Here is a 22,750-nt window from a genome sequence, read left to right as displayed (position 1 = left end):
TAATCATCATTTTGACGGAGGATTGCCGTAAGGGGGAACTTGGTTCATGCTTCGTCGTTTTTTTGCCTATTACAGGCCATACAAAAAACTGTTTATTCTCGATTTCACCTGTGCAATTTTGGTCGCGTTGCTGGAGCTGGCCTTTCCGCTAGCTGTGAACCGGGTAGTAGATGACCTGCTGCCAGGTGGACGCTGGGACTGGATTTTATGGGCATGTGTAGTGCTGCTCGGCATCTACCTGCTCAATGCGTTTCTGAACTATGTTGTGACCTATTGGGGACACAAGCTGGGCATCAATATCGAAACGGATATGCGTAAAAATCTGTTTAACCATGTGCAGAAGCTGTCCTTCCGTTATTTTGACAACACAAAGACGGGGCACCTGGTATCCCGCATGACCAATGATCTGATGGATATCGGAGAGATCGCCCATCACGGTCCGGAGGATGTATTTATTGCGGTCATGACACTTGTGGGTGCATTCAGCATTATGATGAGCATTAACGGGAATCTGGCGATTCTGACGTTTATCATTGTGCCGCTTATTATCTATCTCTCCTTGTATTTTGGTAATAAAATGTCCAAGGCTTTCAGCCGAATGTTTGGGGACATTGCAGATTTCAACGCTCGTGTAGAGAACAATATTACAGGTATTCGTGTTGTTCAGGCTTTTGCAAATGAAGAGCATGAAAAAGCACAATTCGCTGTAAACAATGGCCGTTTCCGTCAAACCAAGCTGATTGCGTACAAAATTATGGCGTGGAACTCTTCCATCAGTTACGTGCTGATGAAGCTGGTATCATTATTTGTACTCGTATGCGGCACGTGGTTTGTCATTAACGGCAGTATGACCTATGGTGAGTTTATTGCGTTTATTATGTTGTCCAACGTATTCCTGACACCGATTCAGAAGATTAATTCGGTCATTGAGACATATCCAAAAGGCATTGCAGGGTTCAAACGTTATACGGATCTGCTCGATATGGAGCCAGACGTCAAAGACCGTCCTAACGCCGTTGCGGTATCCCATCTACGTGGAGATATTCAATATGAGCAGGTGACTTTCGGTTATTCGGATCAGGAGCCTGTGCTTCAAGGGATTGATCTGAGTATCCGTGCCGGGGAAACGGTGGCTCTCGTCGGTCCGTCCGGTGCGGGGAAAACAACGTTATGCAGTCTGCTGCCGCGATTCTATGATGTGCTGGAAGGGCGCATCACGATTGATGGCCAGGATATTCAGCACATGACTCTGGATTCCTTGCGTAGTCAGATCGGGATCGTGCAGCAGGATGTATTCCTCTTCGATGGTACAATTCGGGAGAATATTGCCTACGGCAAGCTGGATGCTTCGGAAGAAGAAATCTGGATGGCTGCTCGTCGGGCTCAGATGGAATCTTTAATCCTGTCGATGCCGGATGGACTGGATACGCTCATTGGGGAACGCGGCGTGAAGCTGTCTGGAGGACAGAAGCAGCGTTTGTCGATTGCACGCATGTTCCTGAAAAATCCGCCAATTCTGATTCTGGATGAAGCAACTTCGGCACTCGATACCGAGACGGAAGCGGCGATTCAGCAATCGCTCGCGGAGCTGTCCGAAGGCCGTACTACACTTGTCATTGCCCACAGACTGGCGACGATCAAAAACGCAGACCGCATCGTGGTCGTGGCCGAGCAAGGCATCACGGAGCAGGGTCGGCATGAGGAACTGCTCGCTTCTGGCGGCATTTATAGTCGCCTGCACTATGCGCAATTTGGTGCGTAGGCGAAGCAAGCTGAAATAGTAGGGGAAATATAACCATCGTCCATGACTTGGAAGGAGTCGGGGCGGTGGTCTTTTTATTTTGGAGAAAGGGGCTTGATATATAAAGGAGGTGAAGATGGCAAGATTACGCGGGGCAGAATTGGGTAATGGTGGGCAAGGCTATGGCTGGAGTGTATGATAGGATCATGAATGATTGAAAAGTTTTCATGCATATCATCTGGAGAATGTGGAGCGTTAGGAGGTAAATGACATGTCAGATATGACTAAAATTTTACTCACCTGTCTCGGTTTTATTTTAATTTTGTGGTTGTTATTTTTAGGGATTCGTAAATTGAAGGGACATAACACGTCCTCCGATTCTCGCAGCTTGGCTGGATGGTTTATCGGACTTTTGATCGTGGGCGCTGTGCCGCTTATATTTGCATTGTATACGTACATGACTGATGAGCGTCTGGATGCCAACATCGGGTTAGGGCTTGCCATGCTGTTTGCCTGGGCGTACTGTGCGCTTTTGTTGTGCGGAGTTGTGGGCGTATGGGGAAGGTATTTGTGGCAGAGGAAGAGAGAGAAATAGAGGGCTTACAGTGAGTGCTGCTGGATCGTCTTTCGTATTATCAGGTTAGCCAGTTATTACTGGTTGGCCTATTTTTTTTGCTGTTTTACGATGGGGGGAGCCGGGAAAACGTGAGCGTCTTAGGGGCATGACCCCGTCAAAAAAACTGTTTTCCCACGACCTCCAAAAGACCATGTTTGAGCTGGTAGGGGCGGTAGACCTCGTATAACAAGCGAAGCTATGGGTTTGGAACCATCGTGGAAAAGGCCGGCGAAACCAAAGACAAGGAGTGAGGAGATGGAACCTGTTGTTGGTGTGGATGTTGCGAAAGGTTCAAGTGTGGTACAGGCGTTCCGGAAACGAAACAAACCGTATGGTAAAGCTGTAGACATTGAACATGAAACGAGTGGATTCGAACAATTCGTGGAAATGCTGGGCATGCTTCAAGCCGAAACAGGTTTGGCTCCGGTGGTGGTTCTGGAAGCGACGGGACATTACCACCGTGCATTGGTTTCATACTTGGATCGAAGTGGCTACACCTATTACATTGTGAATCCGTTGCAATCAAAACGGGCCAAAGGAACGCAGTTACGCAAAGTTAAAACGGACGCATTAGATGCCTGGCATCTGGCTGAGATGTACTATCGCGGCGATGTGAAGCCACACCGAACCTGGGATGAGACGTTTATGGAGTTACAGCATTTGACAAGGCAGCATGAGTTCGTCACGGGAATCTTTGTGCAGGCGAAGCTGAACAGTAGAGCCTTACTCGAGCAAGTGTTTCCGGAGTATGAGCAGGTATTCTACAATGTGTTTTCGGCAACGTCATTGACTGTGCTGGCCCATTGTTTAGAGGGAGATGCAGAAGAGTGGAACGAAGTTATTCAGGGAAGTGCAGGGAGATCCCATTCCAAACGTTGGGCAAATGAAAAAGCCAGAAAACTGGAGAAAGTGTTGGGTCACTGGAGAGAGTCTCGGCATAGTCCGTCTCAAAGCAAGGCGCTACTCGGGATGGTATCTTTATTGTTGACGATGATCCGGCAGCTGGACGAGTTGGAAAAGCAAATGGAGGACATGGCGGCAAGCCTGCCCGAAGTCGAACTCGTGAAGAGCATCCCGGGAATTGGGACGAAACTGGCCGCAGCGATTATAGCTGAAGTGGGTGATGTCAGGCAGTTTAGCGATGCAAAGCAACTCGTGGCGTTTGCGGGCCTTGATCCTGGGATTTTCAGTTCGGGGAAGTTTACAGCGACGAGTACACGAATAACGAAACGAGGCTCTAAAAGGCTTAGACGTTCGCTATATTTGGCCGTGCAATGCGGTATGCGGAAAAACACGAATGCAAGAATCCGTTCGTACTATGAGAAAAAAAGAAAAGAGGGCAAGCCCTACAAGGTGGTAGTGATCGCTTGCGCAAACAAGCTGTTGCATCACATTTTCGCCATCTTGCAGAAGGGGCAGCCCTACCAAGCTTAAACCATATTTAACCAAAACCTCCATAGTAGTGGAGGTTATTTGGGTTGGTCGGAAAAAGTATATCACGAAAAGAGAACTCATCCAACCTCAAATGCTTGACAAACATTAGCTGGTTTTTTTGTATGTAAATGAAAGCAGATTATTTGTTAGTGTTCTACAAATACATTGACTTTTGTCCTGACAACAATATATTATTGTCAGGACAAAAAGGAGGTGGAGCGATGTCCTCCAAAAAGATGGGGCGTCCTAAATCTGATAATCCCAAGAGCAAGACGATTGAGATCCGTGTCGATGAGGAAATTCTTAGTAAGCTGGATGCTGCGGCTGAGAAGCTGAATACGAACCGATCTGCAATCGTTCGCAAAGGGATTGAGAAGATTTACGAGGAGCTCCAAAAATAAAAAGAAGCAGCGCTCGTCCCACAAAGAACAACGCTGCTTCCTATCCCGCAATCACTACGAACGAGCGACTGCATAAATATCCTACCATGTGCAGAACGCTCATTCAAGTCGAGTGCGAATAGATATACAGGAGGATATATGAATTCGATATTAGAAGCATTATATAACGGACGACTTCGCCCGGATGAGATGATGATGCCGACACATCCTGAATACCAAGTGTTAGGGAGGCAGATTGCAGTTCTGACTGAGCAATGGAAGAATCGTTTGAGCGAGAATGAATTTCTTGAGCTTGAACAGTTATTTGACTTGTGGGGGAGATGTGAGGGCATGCATACTGAAGCTGCGTTTGTACAAGGTTTTCGTCTGGGTGCCAACATGCTTATTGAAGTCATGAGTCAGCGTGAGGAATCGGTGTCAGAGTTTAACTAAGCTTAACGACATGAGCAGAGATCAGGTTTACTTTAACAGCAAAATTCTTAGGTAATCACATGCGCAAAACATACTTATTTTACATCATAAAATTGAACATAAATTTATTATAACAAAGCCCTCAGACCTTTTCTGCATTGAAGCAGTTGGGGCGAGGGCTTTAACCTGCTCTTTAATCCGTAATATTTCCCGCCATTTTCAGACGACGTGCAATCTCTTTGAAATCCTCATGTGAGATGCCTGGTGCAAATTCCTCCTCCACCGCTGGAGCTTCGGGAATGGGAAAACCTTGAGGGATGCCCTGAATAACCTCCAGAGGTTGTCCGTCTTCGGGGTGTGTGCCTTTCCAGATCTGGCCGATGGCATTGAAGTCTTTGTCACTGTAAGTGTACAGCTTGGTGTGAACGCCTTTTTCTTCGTACTTACGCGCCTCGTTGAAGGCTTTGTTGTCGAGTGAAGGGATGGGAATCAGCTTGGTCACATTGACACCTGTTGCAATTTCTATCGCTTTGGCATACGCCACCACATGCACACCCCCGCGTACGAGCAGGAAACCGACAACTTCACGAGCGGCGGGATGATCGGTCATTTCGTAAACTTTCATCTTGTGTGTGCGGGCTCCACATTCGAGGAAGAAATTATGCAGCAGATCCTCCACCAGATTGCCACTGTTGAAGACGTTGGCACCTGTCCATGGATTGCCCATGGAATCAAAAGGCATCGCACCTTGTGCACCTGCCAGGAAATGATACGACAGCCGAGCATCCTTCACGGAGCCTAGCGGCGTCTGATCAGGCTCTTTATATTCGGTAGACCCTCTGAGACAATGGTTAATGCCGTGGGACACCAGTTCAACATGTCCTAACTCTTCGGCCGTGATGCTCATCACGAGGTCGTAGAAGGGTTTTAATTTTTCCTTGGAGCGAAAATTAAAGGACTGATAGAGGTAGTTGTTCAGGGTGGACATTTCTCCGAATTTACCACCAAGCAATTCCTGTACAGCAGCCGCTGCGTTGGGATCAGGTTTTTCGACGTTGGGAATCTCAATCAGAATTTCATCCAGACGTTTGAACATGCAGATATAACCTCCTCAAATATGGGGTGAATAAGACTCGGGTGCACGTTGGTTTAGCTTGATCAGTCAGTCAAAGTCCATTACACGGTTAATGGTTTTATTAAACAGATAAGTAGTGAAATGGGTCTAAAGCAATGTGTGATTAACTTGCATTCAGATTTCTTTTCGGATCGGCAGCAGGCTTAATTACTCTATGATTTGGTATTTCCATATTCGCAATATTTATGTACAATCAGACAAGTTATTTAGTATCCGGAACCGCGATTGTTTGGCAATGGAATTAGGCAGAAAGGAACAAATACATATGAGATTTAGATGGCTGGGTATCATAGGTTTAATGGTGATTTTAACTTACATAAGCAGTGTGGAGGTAACAGCAAGTGCGGTGGAAGATGAGCTTCAAGTGGATGAACAAACAAGGCAAATACTTATGCAAAAGTATGGGCTGGAGCCCCCCGAAGAGCCCCAAGCAGAGCAGCATTTTCTCACCGGTGATTGGGGGATGAGCTTTCGTTATAACAGTGCAATAGAGCCGCTGGATAAGCTAATGCAGCTTATTCCATTTTGGCTGTGGCCGGCAGTCTGGATATTTCGAAAGTGGGTGTAAAATGCAATGCAAAAGGGCACGATATCAGCAACACATTGTTCCCAGGGAGTGAAACGCATGAGAGTGCTAGTAATCACGATATTAACACTTATGCTTGGCTTGGCAGGCATCACAACAACCGTTTCCGCAACCGGGGACACAATCCCCGATTATGCGAAGTGGGGAATTATTGCGGTGAAGGAGACTCAAACCAAGTACAATGTAGACATTTTGGATTACAAACACATTGGCCGTTCGTCCCTTAGCGCCAGTGAGTCCAGAGAGCAGTTCAAGCTGTGGGTTCGTGCCAAGGACGGCAAGCAATTTGCTGTATATGTGCATGTGGATTTTAATCCGAATACGCAACAGTTGAAAAAAGTACAATTTTCCGAATCAGATCGCCGCTAATCGCTTGGAGAAATGAAGAACCAGATGCCTGTTTCTAACAGAGCAAGTCTGGTTTTTTATTTTGTTAAATTCCTTTTTTTGTTATTGAATAAAGAACTTATGTTCGCATATAATAATGAATACAAACAAATGTTCTGTTGGAGGGATGATCATGCTAGGAAAATATGTTGGCCAGATGGTGGAGCTTGTGTATATGGATCGTGCGGGACAGATTACACAGAGGCAGATTCGAATTAACAGTATGCGCGGCGGGAGAATTCGTGCAGCGGATGGCAAAGAGGGTGCACCCCGGACCTTTCTGGAGCAAAACATTCTGGCATGGCGTCCTGTAACCGAACAGAATCGGAGAGGAGAGTTGAAGCATGCTGAACGACTTTGAGCGGAAAATTTTGCGAATCATCGTTAACTATGCGGGACAGCAGCGGCGAATTCCACGAATGGATGAACTGGAGAACAAGACAGGCCGCAGCCGTGCCCAGATTCGGGAGTCGCTCCTGGAGCTTGAACGGAAAGGTTACATCGCATGGGGGAACCCTTCCTCGTTGGATAACATCCAGATTTTGCAGGCATGGGAGCAGGAACCAGGGCCTATGCGAAAAGCCCAGCCAGCCGGCAGTGCGGTGAAATATTTTACCGAATATTAATTGGCGATTGGGGCGGAGAGATAGATGGCATAAGATGCGGCCAAGACACAACGGGCATCAATGACACAGCAAAAACGCCAATCCGTAAGGATTGGCGCTGTATGTGGAATGCATCGTTTCTGTTAGAAAGTCGGAAGCTGGTCCAGATTGTTCGTCGGATCACCGTCGGCATCGCCGCGAATGTACATCTCTCCGTCCTTGCCTTTGAACACATTGACACCAGCAATAGCTCCGGCCTTCACCTCGTTCAGCGCTTGCTGATAGTCCAGGACACGGCCTGTTGAGGTTTGGAAGGCGGTTAAGTCACCGTCACCATTTTTCTGCACTGCTGTGAACGTCTCGCGTGTTGTCTGATCCATCATGTCACACTCTCCTTCTATGACCAAATGGGAATAGGTTACACTGTTATCCTGTCCGAACTGGCGAGAAGTATGCATGTATTGCAACATTTCGAGAATAGCTGTGCTATCTCTATGTAGTGCCAGTGATGTTAAGTTTTGCTGCGAGACTACAGACTTTTTCTCATACGAACGTGCAGAATATCGGCATCATAAAAAGGTTCCTCCGAGATCACTTCATACCCGAGTTTATCGTAAAATTTTTGTGCCTGACACTGGGCATCCAGCAGCGAATAGGTTAATCCAAGCTCACGGGCAAGCTCCTCCATCGCTAACAGAAGCACACGCCCGTACCCGAATGAACGGTAAGATTCCAGTACAGCAATGCGCTGCATTTTGGCGGTATCCTTGCTGTAATAGATCAGACGACCTGTGGCAACAGCCTGTCCGTCTTTGTACAGCAGTACATGATGCACATCAGGACTGATCACATCGTATTGATCGATTTCAAGTTCTTCGGGCACTTGCTGCTCAATCACAAAAACCTGACGACGTATTTCCAGCGCCTGCTTCAATTCTTCTTCTGTTGTGACATAATTAATCTCCGCTGCCAAATTCAATTCCTTCTTTCTGCTCCATGCGCACAAGTTCAGACTGCATTATACAAAAAAATGCTTTTCCTGTATAGTTAAGTTTGGTACATATTGGCATGCCGAAGGGAGGGGCGCGTATGGGAATGGCAGCAATAATGACGATTACACTGCTGATGTCAGCGGGCATGATTGCCTTGTTATATTACGTGACCAAGAAAGCCTACTCTCGCAAGTGGGATGAAGAGGAATGAGAGCACAAGGTCAATTCAAAATAGCGATTGTTTGTGTCTTTTCAGGGTTAAATTGGTCTCATATTGAACCCTTCATGTCATGGCAAAAATTCGGTGTTTCCTTGAGGAGAATAGACCTCCTGTACAACGGAATTGGAATACACATCCATCCACACGGGCAGTGATTCATTCTGTTCATTTGGCTGATGCAGCTGTTGGAATTGCACTGTATGTTCGTCCTTTTGCAATGTGCATCCGGTCAAGAAAGAGAGAAGAAGCGCAGATGTAGCGGCATAGGTGAGGCCTCGAAATAGCCTGTGCCGTGAATGACATTTTTTGCGGACTGCACCATGATTCGAAACGAAATATTTCATAGCGTTCACCTGCCTTCTGTAAAAGATTATACTTACCATTATTGTGCTCCGATTCCGGCAAATTATAACCAAATTAATGATTGACAATGAACGCGTTTACTTGGTATGATACTGTTACTTAATTGAACAAAATCTAATATACATGATCTGTTAGCTCAGCTGGGAGAGCACTATCTTGACAGGGTAGGGGTCAGTGGTTCGAGCCCACTACAGATCATACACGAAAAGCCTTGCTGCGCAAGGCTTTTTTTCTTTTTCCATACCTATATAGATATGTTGAAATGATGATTTGGGAGAGTTGGGGAACGATTGGGGACGAAATAGGCAAAGAATTCTTTTTTTAAACAAAACTTAAATCAAACCTAAATTTAACGTAAGATTGATCTCTTATCGTTGTATGTATACAACATATAGCAAAAGGAGAGAGAACATGCACGTTTCAAAAACCAAACCAACAATTACCCTTAAAAAGGTGATGCTGAGCACAATTGCCCTTACATTAGCGGCATCTCCGTTCGTCCATACCACTTCTGCTGCCTCTTCGAATTGGTCCAGCTTGAATGCCAGTGCCGAGACAACACAAAAAGCGTTCGAGATGCAGCAGGCTTCTCGCATGCGTTCACAACAGGCCATGTCTCAAGATCAATCCCCGATTCAGTATCAGATCAAAGCACGACTGGACGAAAAGGACATGACCATAACGGGGAACCAGATCGTAACGTATCGAAATACAAGCAAAGATACACTTCAAGAGCTGGTCATGCATACCTATGCAGATGCTAATCGATCCAAAGCAACACAAACGATCATGTATACAAGCCAGAATGAGCAAATAGCCAAAGAACACCCGGAGAAGAAAGCGTCAGATTTCTTGGGCGGGATAGATATTGTGAAAGTGTCTCAGCAGGAGGAGAAGCTTCTTTTCGATCACAAAAATCAGGCATTACGTGTGCAATTGAAAACGCCTTTGCAACCGGGTCAGTCTATTAGCTTCCAGGTGGATTATCGGCTTGACATTCCTTATGGCATGCAACGAATATCATACTACAAGGATCAGATCAACGGAGCACACTGGTTTCCGGTGATGTCTGTGTATGATGAGAATACACATCAATGGAATAAGACACCGTATAGCACTTCGTTCGAGAGTGATTACTATACTTCGTCCGATTTCGATGTTGAGTTCAATGTACCTGAGTCATATCAGGTGGTCATGCCGGGAGATATCACTTCCCAGAACAGTGCTGAACACGGACGGAAAGTGGTTACGGCGCGCGCCGCGAACACGAGAGAATTTGTTTTTTTCGCGGGTCCCAACTTAAAAGCAGAACGTGAGACGCGTAATGGTCTTACCGTAGAATATTTTTATTCGGGAGATGACTCTGCCAAAAAAGCTGCAGTGGACAAGTACATTGATTATGCATTTAAAGTCATCGCGTTTTACAGTGAGAAATATGGTGAATATCCGTATCCCGAATTTCGTGTCATTGAAACTTATGTGGATGGCTTTGGCGTGGAATATTCAAGACTAATCCAAATGCCGGAGCGTGCTGCGGAGTTGTCACCTGTAAACGATACCACATTTGTTCATGAGATAGCACACCAGTGGTTCCATGCTTTAATCGGGAATAACTCAGAAACGGAATCCTTTTTGGATGAAGGCTTTGCCGATTTCTCCACGGTGTATTTTTTAGAAAAGCAGGGAAATAAGGTAGGAGGGTTCAGATCAATTCAGCTCGATCCGTCACCTATTGATCTACCTATAGCTTCAACGAATGAACAAGTAGGAGAAATGGCTGATTATGTATTTTACCAAAAGGGTCGTCAGGCCATTTATCAATTATACCGCTCGGTTGGTGAACAAAAATTTGATGCGTTTATGAAGGAATATTTTCATCGCTTTGTCTACCAAAACGCGACAATTGATGGATTACTTGCTACCATTGAGGATGTGCTTGGTAAAGAACAGCGTCAGGACATGGAAAAAGCGCTGATTCAGCCTGATTTTGAGCTTAAGCAGGAGTATCAAATGTCCGAAAAGGAACTTGCAGCCTATATGCATGATGCCTATCAACCGCAGTATGAAGCCGTAGTGAACAGCATTCCAAATCTGCCTTACGAAGTGATGATTCGTTTAATGGAGAAGTCCTTTCGAGGGGAGCCATTAACCATTGTACTTGGAGATCAGGTGAGCAAAGCAGCAGCGAAACAACAGGAACAAGCGACCAGCCAGTTAACTCAAATTTTTGATGTATTTGGCATAAAATACGATGTAGTTCGGGATCGAAAAGAGTTGAAGCAGAAGCTGAAAGGAGAGATTGGCAGCAGTAACCTTATTCTTGTTGGTAATGCGAAGTCGAATGGTATTGTTCAAGCTTTGAAAAAAAACATTAATGTTCGGGCAAATGGTATCGGTTTGGCCTGGAAAGATGCCATGAACGCATCTGGACATTCGGGAGCATATGTCATTAAACATCCATATAATCAGAATCGTCTCATGCTTCATTACTATTGGAACGAGGATCATCTCAGCGCCAAGTCATCAGCGTCCTTTATGGAGAAGATTCTGGAATCTCTAACGCTCTCTAAAGATCTTTATCAATTCTATGAGCTGGATGGCAATGGTAAATTGAAAACCAGCAAAAAAGTCGAATAGTGCATCTTATTAAAAAGCAGAAGCACAAAGAAATGTTTATGAAGAGTCGCTCTAAAAGGCGGCTCTTTTTGTCTGTTCAGTTCCATTTAAGGTTTCTCCCTTACACTTCTCCCTAGCAGAATTAAAAAAAGAGATGTAAGGTGGGAAAAAGGATGATGAACAACAAATGGAGAAACGTCATGGCAGGAACGGTGATTGCCTCGATGCTGTTATCAGCTTGCAGCAATGAAGCGGAGACAACGACGACAACACAAACAGCTGTAAATACAGAAAAACAAACGAGTGAAAGGAATGCCCAAACTGCGTCTTATGCACAAAATTTTAATAAAGACGAGGTGATGTCCTTCTCCATTGATGTGGATGAGGATGCCTGGCAAGAAATGCTGGACACAGCGGCAGAGGAGAATTATATCAAAGCCAATGTAACGATTAACGGGACAACCATTGAAAATGTGGGTATTCGAGCCAAAGGAAACTCGAGTTTGAGACAAGTGGCAGGAGACGATACAACGGATCGGTATAGTTTCAAAATCAAGTTTGATGAATATGTTAAAGGTCAGACGTGGAATGGACTCGACAAAATGGTTGTAAATAATATGATTTCGGACGCCAGTTATATGAAAGAATATCTGAGCTACGACATCATGAGTTATATTGGCGTTGACGCACCGCTGTTTGCTTTTGCCAATATCAACGTAAACGGAAAGACATGGGGCTTATACCTTGCTGTTGAGGATATAGACAGCGGGTATCTGGACCGTGCAAAGAATGGTGAAGGCGAAATCTATAAACCCAACAACGATGGCAATATGGGAGCGAGTGGAATGAGGAATCCAATGGGAATGGGCAACCCGCCAGCAGAAGGGGATGCAGCAGGGGCGGGAGACCGTCAGCCTCCTGAAGGTATGGAGCCACCAAGTGATACAAATGCAGGAACAGGAACAGGAACAGGAACAGGCACTGCCAACTCCCAGACAGCCAACACTCGCGGAGAGGGTGGTCGCGGATTCGGCAGAGGCGGTGGAATGAATGGCGGCACGAACGGCGTATCCTTGGTATATACAGATGATAAAGTTTCCAGTTATTCTGGCATTTTTGATAATGCAAAGACCAAAACAACGGAAGAAGATGAACAACGTGTCATTGAGGCACTCAAAAACTTGAATGCAGGCACTAATCTTGAAAAAGCTGTGGATGTGGATGCTGTGCTGAAATATTTTGCAGCGCATACCGTCGTTGTGAATATGGATAGCTACACCTCCAATATGGGTCATAACTATTATTTGTATGAGAATAACGGAAAGATTAGTATGCTGCCATGGGACTACAATATGGCTTTTGGTGGGTTCCAGGCGGGTTCCGCATCCGATGTGGTCAATCTTGCGATAGATACACCGCTGTCCGGAGTAACGATGGAAGAACGCCCTATATTAAGTAAACTGCTGGAGGTACCTGAGTACAAAGCGAAGTACCATGAATATTTGCAGGAAATTGTAGACGGTTATTTCGCAGACGGGAAGTTCGAGCAAACTGTACAGACGTTAGACAAGCTGATTACGGATTATGTTAAAAATGATCCAACGGCTTTTGTCACATACGACAAGTATAAAGCGGCCGTTGCCGAGTTGACCAAATTAGGCACGCTGCGTGCGGAAAGTATTCAGGGACAGCTTGACGGTACGATTCCTGCTACTACGGAGGAACAAAAATCGAGCCCGAGTACCCTTATCGATGCTTCTTCTATCGATTTAACGAAACTGGGAGATGATCTTAATAAGGGGAAAGGGATGAATGGCGGAGGCCCATGGCAAGGCTTAGAGCGCAATTCAGGCAATCAGGAAACTAAAAAAGCGGAGCAATCGGATACAACAAAATAGGTTCTGCTATCGCTGCTATGTAATGTCCAAAGCTTGTTCATTAGATGATACCTGGAGTCGCCTTTCGTAGGCGCCTCTTTTTTTATAATTTAAAAAACTATTTACAAACCAAATTTAATTGTGTACAATCAATTTGTAAACGAGTTAATCGAAATGATGTTTAGCCAATATAACAAATATGAAATCGAAAGAGGAGAGATTAAATATGAAAACTCTATATGAAACAACAGTCATTAACACAGGTGGACGTCAAGGGATCGTACAATCGCCGGATAACGTATTCATGATGGACGTTGCTACACCTCCTGAGCTTGGTGGACAAGTAACTACGGCTACGAATCCGGAGCAGCTGTTTGCGGCAGGATACAGCGCATGTTTTAACTCCGCATTGGAGTTTCAATTGAAGAAACATAACGTAACCATTGAACGCAGTACGGTATCTGCAACTGTAGCACTGGTAGCAGACCCGGCAGACGGTGGCGTGAAGCTGGATGTTGAGCTTGAAGTGAAAATTCTCGGTCTGGATGAAGAGACTGCAGAGAAATTTGTGAAGCTTGCTCATGATTACTGCCCATACTCCAAAGCGATCAAAGGAAATGTTAACGTTAAAGTAGAACGTGCATAAATATTTCGATGTAAGATCCCCCTTTTTATAAAGTTAAATATAAATAAATCAATAAAACAGACCTCCGAGTGTTCGGAGGTTTTGTTTTATTTGCTGTTTTTGTTCTAAAATACAAATTGCTGTTTGGAAGCTAAAAACCTCTCGACTGTATAATGGACAGAATAAAATGTTAAAATGTTGAAACTTTTACATCCAAAGTGACGTAAATAAACCTGAGATGTGTAAACCCGTTTACGCTAACAGTGAAGTTGCTTAAAAAAGGGGGACGTTATATGGATTTCAGAGACTTCAACAAGCCGCCGCACTCATCGGAAGTGTACACTCATCAGCAGCGTCATGAAGAGAAATCACAGCAGATCATATCTGGTGGAGGGAAAGGGATATGGTGGGAAATCAGCAACTGGCTAATTCTGGCAGGTATTCTGTTAGGCATTTTCCTGTTATTCAAATACGTGTTCTAATGATATAAATTAAAGGCACACAATTAGGCGTTTCCCCATATGATGCATTATTCAGTCAGCATTATGGGAAATGGGGAATCCGTGATGGCAAAGGCAAAGGGAAAGAAAGCTCCCGCGTTAAAAAGTGACAAGTTGCGTGTATCCATGAAGCTGGTCACGTCCGATGTATGTGAGCGCTGCAAGACACCATGCTCGCGAGGAATGGAATATGCTGCACGAATGAGAGAAGGCGGAGCGGTTGGTAAAGGGGTTCCCTGTATTCTCACCCGCCATGTGTCATCATGACACTTCGTCTAATCCCGCATATATAATAAGCTAAGTATTGGGGTATCCTGACAGCAGGGTAGCCTTTTTTTACGTTTCCCAATGGGTGGTAAATATTTTGGATAAAAAATGAAAAATGATGAAAAACAGCGCAACTTTGTGGTTGAGTTCGCAGTATAAATGTACAAATAGCTAGCAGCAGGGGAGGGAATATTGACGGGATGAAATGGAAAAGAGTACTGCTATGTGTCATGGTATTCTCCTTGCTGGGCGGGTCTTTATTGTTTGCTGATTCTGTGAACGAGAAGATACGTGTGCTCATTAACGGCAAGGAAGCGTCTGACGGAGGCTATCTGATTAATGGAACGACATATGTACCTGTTCGGGAGGCAGGAGGTCTGGCTCGGTGGGATAACAGCAGCAAGCGAGTCACGGTGATCAAGCCGAATGTACATATTTTTCTCTTTAAGGGAGACACTGTATTTGGGAATGTTAATGTGGGCAAATTGAAGTTCAACGTGTTCTCACAAGTGGATAGCCTGACAACAGATGTCGCTGCTGTAAAAGTGACGATAACGGACCCGAGCGGCCAGGTGAAGGATATTCAAGCGCAGGAGCTGACAACACAGAAGGATAACTTCTGGTTCCGCACGTATGATTTTACGTATGATTTTAGTCGCGCAGGCAAGTACCAGATTGGTTTCCACATTAAAGAAAATGCAAATAGCAGCTACGTTCAGGTGGCCGAAAAAGTGATTACAGCGCTGAATGAATAAAGCTTAAACAAACGCTTGATCATCGTGACCCTTTAAATTGACCTGGCCCTGTGAACATGTTACGATATGCAGGGTTACACATTTTCTATTGATGAAGCGAGGTATTACAATGAGCGATCACAAACACGAGCATGGAGATAACTGCGGTTGCGGTCACGACCATGATCACGATCATGAGCACGAAGAGATCCTTCTCACGCTGACTGACGAGAACGGTCAAGACGTGGAGATGGTTTTGGTAGAGACATTTGACGTACAAGATAACGTTTATGCTCTTTTGCTGGAACGTAACAATCCTGAAGCTGACGGCATCATCCTGCGTATGGAAGAAGAAGACGAGGAAATGGTGCTCTACAATATCGAAGACGAAGCAGAGTGGAACCGTGTAGAAGCGGCTTACAACGAACTTGTGGCTTCTTCCCAAGAATAGTCGATCTTTTGGAATAACACGAAGGCTCCTTGAATTTCAAGGAGTCTTTTGTTGTCCTTCTGTATGCAGTTTGAAGGTCTGAAGTATAAGGTTAATTAGATCATAAAAAGACCAGGGCATAGCCCTGGTCTGTCATTGCGGATGTAACGATTAACGGAATAACGATTCCATCTAGAAAATAGCGTCAGCTTCAACGATGACCTTGACATTGGTTACGCTGCGGTCTTCCGGTCCTTTGACCGGCAGTCCAACCTCGACATGATCAATGATATAGTCGATGTTCTCTTGTGTAATAACTTCGCCGGGCAGCAGAATCGGAATACCAGGCGGATACACATAGATGAATTCCGAGATAATGCGTCCAGCGGATTCCTTGAATGGGATGACCTCGGTATCCCCGTAGAAGGCGTCACGCGGTGTCAGCATCAGCTGAGGAATGTCTGGCACTTTAACGACAAGCTCATGCGCCGGATTGACCTGGTAATACGTGCGAGAGAGATCCTGAAGTGCATTCAGCAAGATATTTACACTTTCATCTGTATCACCTGGTGTAATGAGGCACAGAATATTGTACATGTCGCTGAGTTCAACCTCAATGTTGTAATGCTCACGCAGCCAGTTTTCGGTTTCATAACCGGTAATGCCGAGGTGGCGCACATGAATCGTTACTTTGGTTGGATCATAATTAAAGGTGGCTTCGGTGCCTAGCAGTTCTTTACCGAAGCAATACAAGCCATCAATGTCATTAATCGTACGACGTGCAAACTCCGCAAGGTCAATGGCCTTCTGGGCAATCTCGTGTCCGTGAAGGGCCAGGTTGCGTCTGGAGGTATCCAGCGAAGCAAGCAATACATATGAAGTGGATGTCGATGTAAGCAGGCTTAGAATGGTCTGTACACGCTGTGGATTGACAAACCCGTTTTTGGTGTTCAGATTCAGGACAGAGCTCTGGGTCATGGAGCCGCCAAGTTTATGCACACTTGTGGCAGCCATATCGGCTCCGGCAGCCATTGCTGACAGCGGCAGGTCTTCATGGAAATGGATAAGCACACCGTGTGCCTCGTCCACCAGAACAGGCACCTGGTAGCTGTGAGCCAGCTCTACGATCGCCTTGAGGTCTGTACATACACCGTAATAGGTCGGATTGATGACCAATAAAGCTTTGGCATCCGGGTGGCGTTCAAGCGCACGACGGATCGATTGAATCGTTACGCCATGATCGATGCCAAGGTTGACATCCTGTGCAGGAGAGACGAATACAGGCTTCGCTCCCGAGAAAATGATGGCAGACAAAACCGATTTGTGCACATTACGAGGTACGATAATTTTGTCTCCCGGACTGCAGACGGATAAAATCATCGTCATGATTGCACTGCTCGTACCCTGTACACTAAAGTAGGTATAATCGGCTCCAAAGGCATCTGCGGCAAGCATCTGTGCTTCCTGAATAACCGCTGTAGGCTGATGCAGGTCATCGAGTGGTGCGATGTTGATCAAATCTATGGAGAAGGCGTTATCGCCAATAAATTCACGGAATTCGGAGTCCGCTCCCAATCCTTTTTTATGTCCCGGAATGTGAAACTGTACGGGATTGAGTGCCGCGTGATTTTTCAAAGCGGTAAACAGCGGCGTACGGTGGTGATTCATCAGTGCTGTCACAACCCTTCCTAAGTAAAATGGTAAACAAAGATGAGTATAGCAAAATAAGAACCGAATGCAAGCGGTATGAACGACAATTTTTTGAACTGGTGAGATTTGGTCATCATGCCTTCGGTTACACTAAGGGTAGAGGACGGGCAAATGAACCGTGAAAGGGGAAAAAGAATGCAAACCGACATCAAACCGGCCAAAATACTAAGATCGCCTTTTTTTATTGCGATGTGGCTGACGCTTTTCCTGGTAGAGATCATCAAGGGGGCACTGCTTGTAGCTGTTCTTCCCGTGTATATGGATAACATTCTGGGGCTGTCCGCCGGTGTCATTGGCGTGGCTTTCGCCCTCCAATATCTTGGAGATAATCTGTTCAGAGCACCCTCAGGCTGGGCAGCAGAGCGTATTGGCTTTCGAGCAACGATGGTTACGGCTCTGATCTGTACATTAATAGCGGTTATTATGATTCTTTTTCTCAAAAGTGCCTTAGGCCTGTCAATGGCTTGTCTGATTCTGGGAATTGGAACATCCCCCTTGTGGCCTTGTGCGATGACGGGAGTAACCGCGATGTCAGGCCCACAGAACAAAAATGGCACTGCAATGGGGGCTTTGGAGATGGCGGCCCTGGGAGGAACAGGACTCGGCCCTGTCGGCATGAACTGGCTGCTGGAACGGACCAATCATGATTATCGTATGATTTTTCTGATTTTGATGGGCTGTGCTATTATGGTCATTCTGGTGGCGATGATTCTCCCGGGCAGAGTTGTGATTGAGGGAGGGCATACTGGAGAAACAGGAGGCGCTGGAGGGGCCGCAAAGGGAGCCAGACCGAAGTACCCGGTCAAGCCGAACCTGCTCACGCCGTTTATTCGGCTGCAGCAGAGCGTAGGACGGACCTTGCATCGGGTGCGGAGCACGCTGAACGTGAATCCGCTCGTATATCCGGCTCTGTTTATGCAGTCGTTTGTGATTGGCTTGCTCAGCCCGGTCATCACATTGTACACACGCACGGATCTGAATATCTCACCTAACCTGTACAGCCTGCTTCTCATTGCTGGGGGCGGTATTACAGTGATTGCACTGCTGCCTGTGGGGAAAATGGTAGACAGGTTCGGCACAAAACCGTTCCTGAACCTCGGATTTTTGATGGCGGCATTCAGCCTGTTTATTTTCTCAACAGTGACAGCTATTCCCGTTGTTTTTGGCATTGTTATGCTGATTGGTGTCAGTTATGCCATGATTCTGCCCGCATGGAATGCGTTTGTTGCCACATTGATTCCCGAAGGTGAGCGCGGAGCGATCTGGGGCTTTTTTCTAACGCTGCAGGGGTCAGGTATGGTCGTGGGTCCTATTGTATCCGGGCTGCTGTGGGATCATATCAGTCATCCGGCTCCGTTTATTGCCAGTGCTCTTGTTATGGCGGGGCTGGCGGTGGTTCATTTTGTATTAGCGCGCAAGCCATTTCGAACCGCTCCGGCAGGATAGTTTCATTATGATCGTTTATCGGACATGTAACGTACTTCATCACTAGGGAGCTCCATCAGCCGACAGGCTGAGGGGCTTTTTTTGGTTGATTTTCATGTCAGCAACATGTTATTTAGTGCAAATGGGTCTTGTCTCGCAGAGCGGAGCATAAATTACAACATCTGATGATGTAAGGTCAAGTCATGTGATAAGGCGTCAACACAGTCCGAACGAAAGTGGGCCTGCTTCATCCGTTGTACCGCGTATCGATCGGGAAGCTTGCCCCTGTGCATTTGCGGAAAGCTGCAGTCCATAATCGGTTTCGGTGAAAAATAGTCAAATAACCAAGTACCCTTACATAAAATGAAGTATAAAATAGGGTAAGCCGATGTAACAAAAGCGCTTGAAACATGAGGCCGGAGTTGATCCGGTACAGATGGAGGGAGTGCCGTGAACAAGAGTTATGAAGTTGAATATTGCAATCTGGAGCTGCGGTTCAACCGTCGGCATATCCAAAATCTAATCAAAGACCTCATCCGTGAGGGGTATTCACTATATTGGAGCGAGGACGAATCCTTCTTTATTCTGTCAGTCCGCACCGGACGCAAGCTGGTAAAGCTCCGTTTTCAACAGACGCGCAGCGGGAATTACAAAATGACAGGGGATTATCTGATCAAGGATGCGAGGCTTGCCGAGTGGCTGGAGAAGCTGATTGGCGATACACGCGGGCATGCAGTGGTGAAACGCTTCAAGGATCAGCAGATGACGGTGGAGAATATTTTATTTGGCGAAGTGATCCGTCTGGTGGAAGTGTCAGGCTTCAAGCAAAGGGTTATTTTTCAAAAGGAACCTGCGCCGACGGCGGAAGAGATGGAAGAGATGTTCCTCTCGCGCGAAGGCGAGGAGCGGCTGATGCTGCTGCGCATGGAAATCGATGATGAGCTGGAGCGACTTCACGATGCCATAGAGATCCGTAATACAGAGAAGGCTGACGCCTGCCGTGAGGCACTGCGGCGATTGTCCGGACATCTGTTGATGCTGGAAGGATGAGGCAGAGGTGTTTGAGTATTGCTTTACGTTGAAAGGGGCTGTTCCCAAAGGTCATGTTCATGGCTAAGGGCCAGCCCTTTAATGTTGTAATGAATGTTTTAATGAAAGCTGCATCTTGTGTTCGGGGAGAACGGTCAGCTTCGTATCTTTCTACGGACGGAGGGGATCAATAACAGAGTAGTCACTATTCTCTACATGCACATCGAATTCCTCAATCCCTTGATTTAGAATCAGGTCGGCTTCATGTGCAGTGATTGGGATAACCCACAACAGAGGCACCGTCTCCTGACCAGTGTAAATTTGTTCGAGAGATTCATTTTCTCCCCGCAGCTCGTCGATTAACAGGGCAGTCGCATTCCATGCTGCTGGTGCAAGTGCACTTGGTTCCATCACACGCGGGATGCTGGAGTTCGGAGCGTTTTCGATATGGTGAGTAATCAAATCCGCTACATAAGTGTTGACTCGCTCCACCGTTACACCCCCTAGTTCCGTGGGCAGCGCAAGCATCCACTCTGCGGCGACTCGTTCCCCTGATGGTCGTGTGGCTTGAGACAAGTTCACAGTGACAAATCGGGAAATGCCTGATTGTATCGTTGCAGGAAAATAATAAATTTCCACATGAATGTTGCGAACGGGTTGGGAAAGAACTATTCTGCTCTCGGGCATGCCCCATTCATTCATATAAGCTCCCAAAAGACAGGTTCTTCGGATATCGAGCGAAAACTGTTCTTCATTTGAAAGTTGTGCAAAGGCCATTTGCAAGCTCCTCCATTTATGCTAAAGATTCGTTGCTCTTACTATAATAACGTATTTTATGAAAATACGATGAACAGCTTTGCAAATTGAGGCGTTTTATCGCTGCCCGGCGAGGGCGCGGGGTTCACTTTCATACATAAAACCGTTAAAATGGGTGTATTGTTGAGATTTTTTTTCAATAAAATTAATTGGAGCAAAGGATGGAGGACCAGATGACAAAACAGCAAATTGGCGTAATCGGCCTGGCAGTCATGGGTAAAAATTTGGCCTTTAATATTGAAAGCAGAGGCTTCTCGGTATCGGTATTCAACCGTTCGCCAGAGAAGACACATGACCTGCTGAAGGAAGCAGAAGGCAGAAACCTCACAGGTACATTCTCCATTGAAGAGTTCGTATCCTCCCTGGAGTCCCCGCGCAAAATTCTGATCATGGTACAAGCGGGTAAAGCAACAGACGCAACAATTGAGCAGCTGCTTCCACACCTGGATGAGGGCGACATCATCATTGATGGCGGAAACGCATATTTCCCTGACACGGTTCGTCGCAGCAAAGAGCTGGAGGACAAAGGCATTCGCTTCATCGGTACAGGCGTATCCGGCGGTGAAGAAGGCGCACTGAAAGGTCCTTCCATTATGCCAGGCGGACAGGAAAGTGCTTATAAACTGGTGGAACCGATCCTGACGGCGATTTCGGCCAAAGTTGGTGACGACCCATGTTGTACATATATCGGACCGGACGGTGCCGGACATTATGTGAAAATGGTACATAACGGCATTGAGTATGGTGACATGCAATTGATCGGAGAGGCGTACCACCTGCTCAAATCCGTATTGAACGTTTCTGTAGAGGAACTGCACGAAATCTTCACGGACTGGAACAAAGGTGAACTCGACAGCTATCTGATCGAGATTACGGCAGACATTTTCTCCAAATACGACCCGGAAACCGGCAAACCGATGGTGGATGTCATTCTGGATGCGGCTGGACAAAAAGGAACAGGCAAATGGACAAGCCAAAGCGCGCTGGATCTCGGCGTACCGTTGTCCATGATTACGGAATCCGTATTCTCCCGTTTCTTGTCAGCCATGAAAGACGAGCGTATCGCGGCAAGCAAAATTCTGAACGGACCTAAAGCCGAAGCCTTCTCCGGTGACAAAAAAGCATTCATCGAGAGCGTGCGCAAAGCGCTGTTCGCAAGTAAAATCGTATCCTATGCCCAAGGCTTCGCACAGATGCGTGCCGCATCCGACGAGTATGGCTGGGATCTGAAGTATGGCAACATCGCGATGATCTTCCGCGGCGGCTGCATTATCCGTTCGCAGTTCCTGCAAAACATCAAGGAAGCATACGACAAAGACGCAGCGCTCAAAAACCTGCTGCTTGATCCGTACTTCCAAAACATCGTGGAATCCTATCAGGATGCATGGCGTGAAGTTGTTGCTGTAGCGGTGAAACAAGGTATCCCTGTACCGGGCTTCTCCAGCGCGCTGTCCTACTATGACAGCTACCGTACTGAGCGTCTGCCAGCAAACCTGCTGCAAGCTCAACGCGACTACTTCGGTGCACACACATTCAAACGTGTGGACAAAGAAGGCAGCTTCCACCACAACTGGATGGAGTAAGCTTCAACCGTAGAATAATCATAGGGACCTGGAGGGCCGGTTTCATTCCGGACACCGCCAGGTCCTTTTTACTTTATTTTTTGAGAGGGAAACTGGACCTTCAAGCGATCAAGTTGGAGAAGTACAGCGTCCAAGAGGAGGAAGCGCGTGTGCTAGAGATGGTCGAAAGCCTTGTCGGTATAGGCATGGCCTTCCCCCGCTCGCAGGGCTGTGTTATGATAGGGAAAAAATGCTCACGAAATGCTTG

24 protein-coding genes and 1 tRNA gene are annotated in these 22,750 nt (G+C 46.3%); 20 read left to right on the top strand and 5 right to left on the bottom strand.

From position 1 onward, the window contains the following. Positions 1-46: 46 nt before the first annotated feature. From ACQSGY_RS01175 to ACQSGY_RS01155, 5 genes are all read left to right on the top strand, one after another. Positions 47-1,762, top strand: coding sequence for an ABC transporter ATP-binding protein (locus ACQSGY_RS01175; protein WP_427050342.1), 1,716 nt, complete (start codon positions 47-49; stop codon positions 1,760-1,762). A 250-nt stretch (positions 1,763-2,012) separates the two neighbouring features. Continuing rightward, a complete protein-coding gene (locus tag ACQSGY_RS01170) occupies positions 2,013-2,336 on the top strand; it encodes a hypothetical protein (protein WP_427050341.1) in 324 nt (107 codons plus the stop codon). 276 nt (positions 2,337-2,612) lie between these two features. Beyond that, the gene (locus ACQSGY_RS01165) at positions 2,613-3,791 is read left to right on the top strand and encodes an IS110 family transposase (protein ID WP_427050340.1); all 1,179 of its coding nucleotides are present in this window, start codon (positions 2,613-2,615) and stop codon (positions 3,789-3,791) included. A gap of 221 nt (positions 3,792-4,012) precedes the next feature. Next, entirely contained in the window at positions 4,013-4,192 is a 180-nt protein-coding gene (locus ACQSGY_RS01160; RefSeq protein ID WP_188591202.1) for a ribbon-helix-helix protein, CopG family, read from the top strand. A gap of 138 nt (positions 4,193-4,330) precedes the next feature. Further along, positions 4,331-4,624: a DUF6809 family protein gene (locus ACQSGY_RS01155; protein WP_427050339.1), complete on the top strand. Its 294-nt coding sequence runs from the start codon at positions 4,331-4,333 to the stop codon at positions 4,622-4,624. A 172-nt stretch (positions 4,625-4,796) separates the two neighbouring features. Here ACQSGY_RS01155 and ACQSGY_RS01150 read toward each other — a convergent pair whose 3' ends face one another. Further along, on the bottom strand, positions 4,797-5,699 hold the full coding sequence (locus ACQSGY_RS01150; protein ID WP_427050338.1) for a manganese catalase family protein: 903 nt from the start codon (positions 5,697-5,699) through the stop codon (positions 4,797-4,799). Between the two features lie 337 nt (positions 5,700-6,036). On the opposite strand from ACQSGY_RS01150, the gene ACQSGY_RS01145 reads away from it, so the two are divergent. From ACQSGY_RS01145 to ACQSGY_RS01130, 4 genes are all read left to right on the top strand, one after another. Further along, a complete protein-coding gene (locus ACQSGY_RS01145; RefSeq protein ID WP_427050337.1) occupies positions 6,037-6,306 on the top strand; it encodes a hypothetical protein in 270 nt (89 codons plus the stop codon). Positions 6,307-6,363: 57 nt separating this feature from the next. Continuing rightward, positions 6,364-6,693 (top strand): DUF3889 domain-containing protein, encoded by a 330-nt coding sequence (locus ACQSGY_RS01140; protein ID WP_184190458.1) that lies wholly within the window; start codon positions 6,364-6,366, stop codon positions 6,691-6,693. A gap of 151 nt (positions 6,694-6,844) precedes the next feature. Further along, a complete protein-coding gene (locus ACQSGY_RS01135; protein WP_427050336.1) occupies positions 6,845-7,072 on the top strand; it encodes a hypothetical protein in 228 nt (75 codons plus the stop codon). Beyond that, a complete protein-coding gene (locus tag ACQSGY_RS01130; RefSeq protein WP_427050335.1) occupies positions 7,056-7,337 on the top strand; it encodes a helix-turn-helix domain-containing protein in 282 nt (93 codons plus the stop codon). The genes ACQSGY_RS01135 and ACQSGY_RS01130 overlap by 17 nt, the downstream gene beginning before the upstream one ends. Positions 7,338-7,459: 122 nt before the next feature. Here the strand turns inward: ACQSGY_RS01130 and ACQSGY_RS01125 are convergent, their stop codons facing one another. Together ACQSGY_RS01125 and ACQSGY_RS01120 are read right to left on the bottom strand one after the other, a co-directional pair. Then, the gene (locus ACQSGY_RS01125; RefSeq protein WP_111272271.1) at positions 7,460-7,696 is read right to left on the bottom strand and encodes a DUF3892 domain-containing protein; all 237 of its coding nucleotides are present in this window, start codon (positions 7,694-7,696) and stop codon (positions 7,460-7,462) included. Positions 7,697-7,845: 149 nt separating this feature from the next. After that, a complete protein-coding gene (locus ACQSGY_RS01120; protein WP_216517306.1) occupies positions 7,846-8,289 on the bottom strand; it encodes a GNAT family N-acetyltransferase in 444 nt (147 codons plus the stop codon). Positions 8,290-9,016: 727 nt separating this feature from the next. Here ACQSGY_RS01120 and ACQSGY_RS01115 point away from each other — a divergent pair. The 8 genes from ACQSGY_RS01115 to ACQSGY_RS01080 all read left to right on the top strand — a co-directional run bounded on the left by ACQSGY_RS01115 (position 9,017) and on the right by ACQSGY_RS01080 (position 15,961). Continuing rightward, positions 9,017-9,089, top strand: a tRNA-Val gene (locus tag ACQSGY_RS01115). A 213-nt stretch (positions 9,090-9,302) separates the two neighbouring features. After that, on the top strand, positions 9,303-11,528 hold the full coding sequence (locus tag ACQSGY_RS01110) for a M1 family metallopeptidase (RefSeq protein WP_427050334.1): 2,226 nt from the start codon (positions 9,303-9,305) through the stop codon (positions 11,526-11,528). A gap of 152 nt (positions 11,529-11,680) precedes the next feature. Then, positions 11,681-13,405, top strand: coding sequence for a CotH kinase family protein (locus ACQSGY_RS01105; RefSeq protein ID WP_427050333.1), 1,725 nt, complete (start codon positions 11,681-11,683; stop codon positions 13,403-13,405). 205 nt (positions 13,406-13,610) lie between these two features. Then, positions 13,611-14,030 (top strand): organic hydroperoxide resistance protein, encoded by a 420-nt coding sequence (locus ACQSGY_RS01100; protein WP_111272259.1) that lies wholly within the window; start codon positions 13,611-13,613, stop codon positions 14,028-14,030. Positions 14,031-14,302: 272 nt separating this feature from the next. Continuing rightward, positions 14,303-14,491 carry a hypothetical protein gene (locus ACQSGY_RS01095; RefSeq protein ID WP_427050332.1) on the top strand — a complete coding sequence of 63 codons (189 nt, stop codon included), beginning with the start codon at positions 14,303-14,305 and terminating at the stop codon, positions 14,489-14,491. A gap of 39 nt (positions 14,492-14,530) precedes the next feature. After that, positions 14,531-14,776 (top strand): hypothetical protein, encoded by a 246-nt coding sequence (locus ACQSGY_RS01090; RefSeq protein WP_311768674.1) that lies wholly within the window; start codon positions 14,531-14,533, stop codon positions 14,774-14,776. A gap of 200 nt (positions 14,777-14,976) precedes the next feature. Then, the gene (locus ACQSGY_RS01085; RefSeq protein WP_111272261.1) at positions 14,977-15,531 is read left to right on the top strand and encodes a copper amine oxidase; all 555 of its coding nucleotides are present in this window, start codon (positions 14,977-14,979) and stop codon (positions 15,529-15,531) included. A gap of 109 nt (positions 15,532-15,640) precedes the next feature. After that, positions 15,641-15,961 (top strand): DUF1292 domain-containing protein, encoded by a 321-nt coding sequence (locus tag ACQSGY_RS01080; RefSeq protein WP_111272262.1) that lies wholly within the window; start codon positions 15,641-15,643, stop codon positions 15,959-15,961. Positions 15,962-16,132: 171 nt separating this feature from the next. Here ACQSGY_RS01080 and ACQSGY_RS01075 read toward each other — a convergent pair whose 3' ends face one another. Beyond that, positions 16,133-17,608 carry an aminotransferase class I/II-fold pyridoxal phosphate-dependent enzyme gene (locus ACQSGY_RS01075; RefSeq protein WP_216517316.1) on the bottom strand — a complete coding sequence of 492 codons (1,476 nt, stop codon included), beginning with the start codon at positions 17,606-17,608 and terminating at the stop codon, positions 16,133-16,135. A 177-nt stretch (positions 17,609-17,785) separates the two neighbouring features. Between ACQSGY_RS01075 and ACQSGY_RS01070 the strand changes: the two genes are divergently transcribed. Continuing rightward, positions 17,786-19,096 (top strand): MFS transporter, encoded by a 1,311-nt coding sequence (locus ACQSGY_RS01070; RefSeq protein ID WP_427050331.1) that lies wholly within the window; start codon positions 17,786-17,788, stop codon positions 19,094-19,096. 429 nt (positions 19,097-19,525) lie between these two features. After that, the gene (locus ACQSGY_RS01065) at positions 19,526-20,125 is read left to right on the top strand and encodes a hypothetical protein (protein WP_427050330.1); all 600 of its coding nucleotides are present in this window, start codon (positions 19,526-19,528) and stop codon (positions 20,123-20,125) included. Positions 20,126-20,275: 150 nt separating this feature from the next. Here ACQSGY_RS01065 and ACQSGY_RS01060 read toward each other — a convergent pair whose 3' ends face one another. After that, complete coding sequence (locus ACQSGY_RS01060) at positions 20,276-20,881, bottom strand: suppressor of fused domain protein (RefSeq protein WP_427050329.1); 606 nt, start codon at positions 20,879-20,881, stop codon at positions 20,276-20,278. A gap of 212 nt (positions 20,882-21,093) precedes the next feature. Between ACQSGY_RS01060 and gndA the strand changes: the two genes are divergently transcribed. Then, positions 21,094-22,503, top strand: coding sequence for an NADP-dependent phosphogluconate dehydrogenase (gene gndA, locus ACQSGY_RS01055; RefSeq protein ID WP_184190443.1), 1,410 nt, complete (start codon positions 21,094-21,096; stop codon positions 22,501-22,503). The last annotated feature ends 247 nt before the right edge of the window (positions 22,504-22,750 follow it).

This window comes from Paenibacillus sp. TC-CSREp1 (assembly GCF_050171015.1).
GTDB lineage: Bacteria > Bacillota > Bacilli > Paenibacillales > Paenibacillaceae > Paenibacillus > Paenibacillus silvae.
The sequence above is the reverse complement of the archived record's forward strand: the minus strand, read 5'-3'. Positions and strand labels throughout refer to the sequence as shown.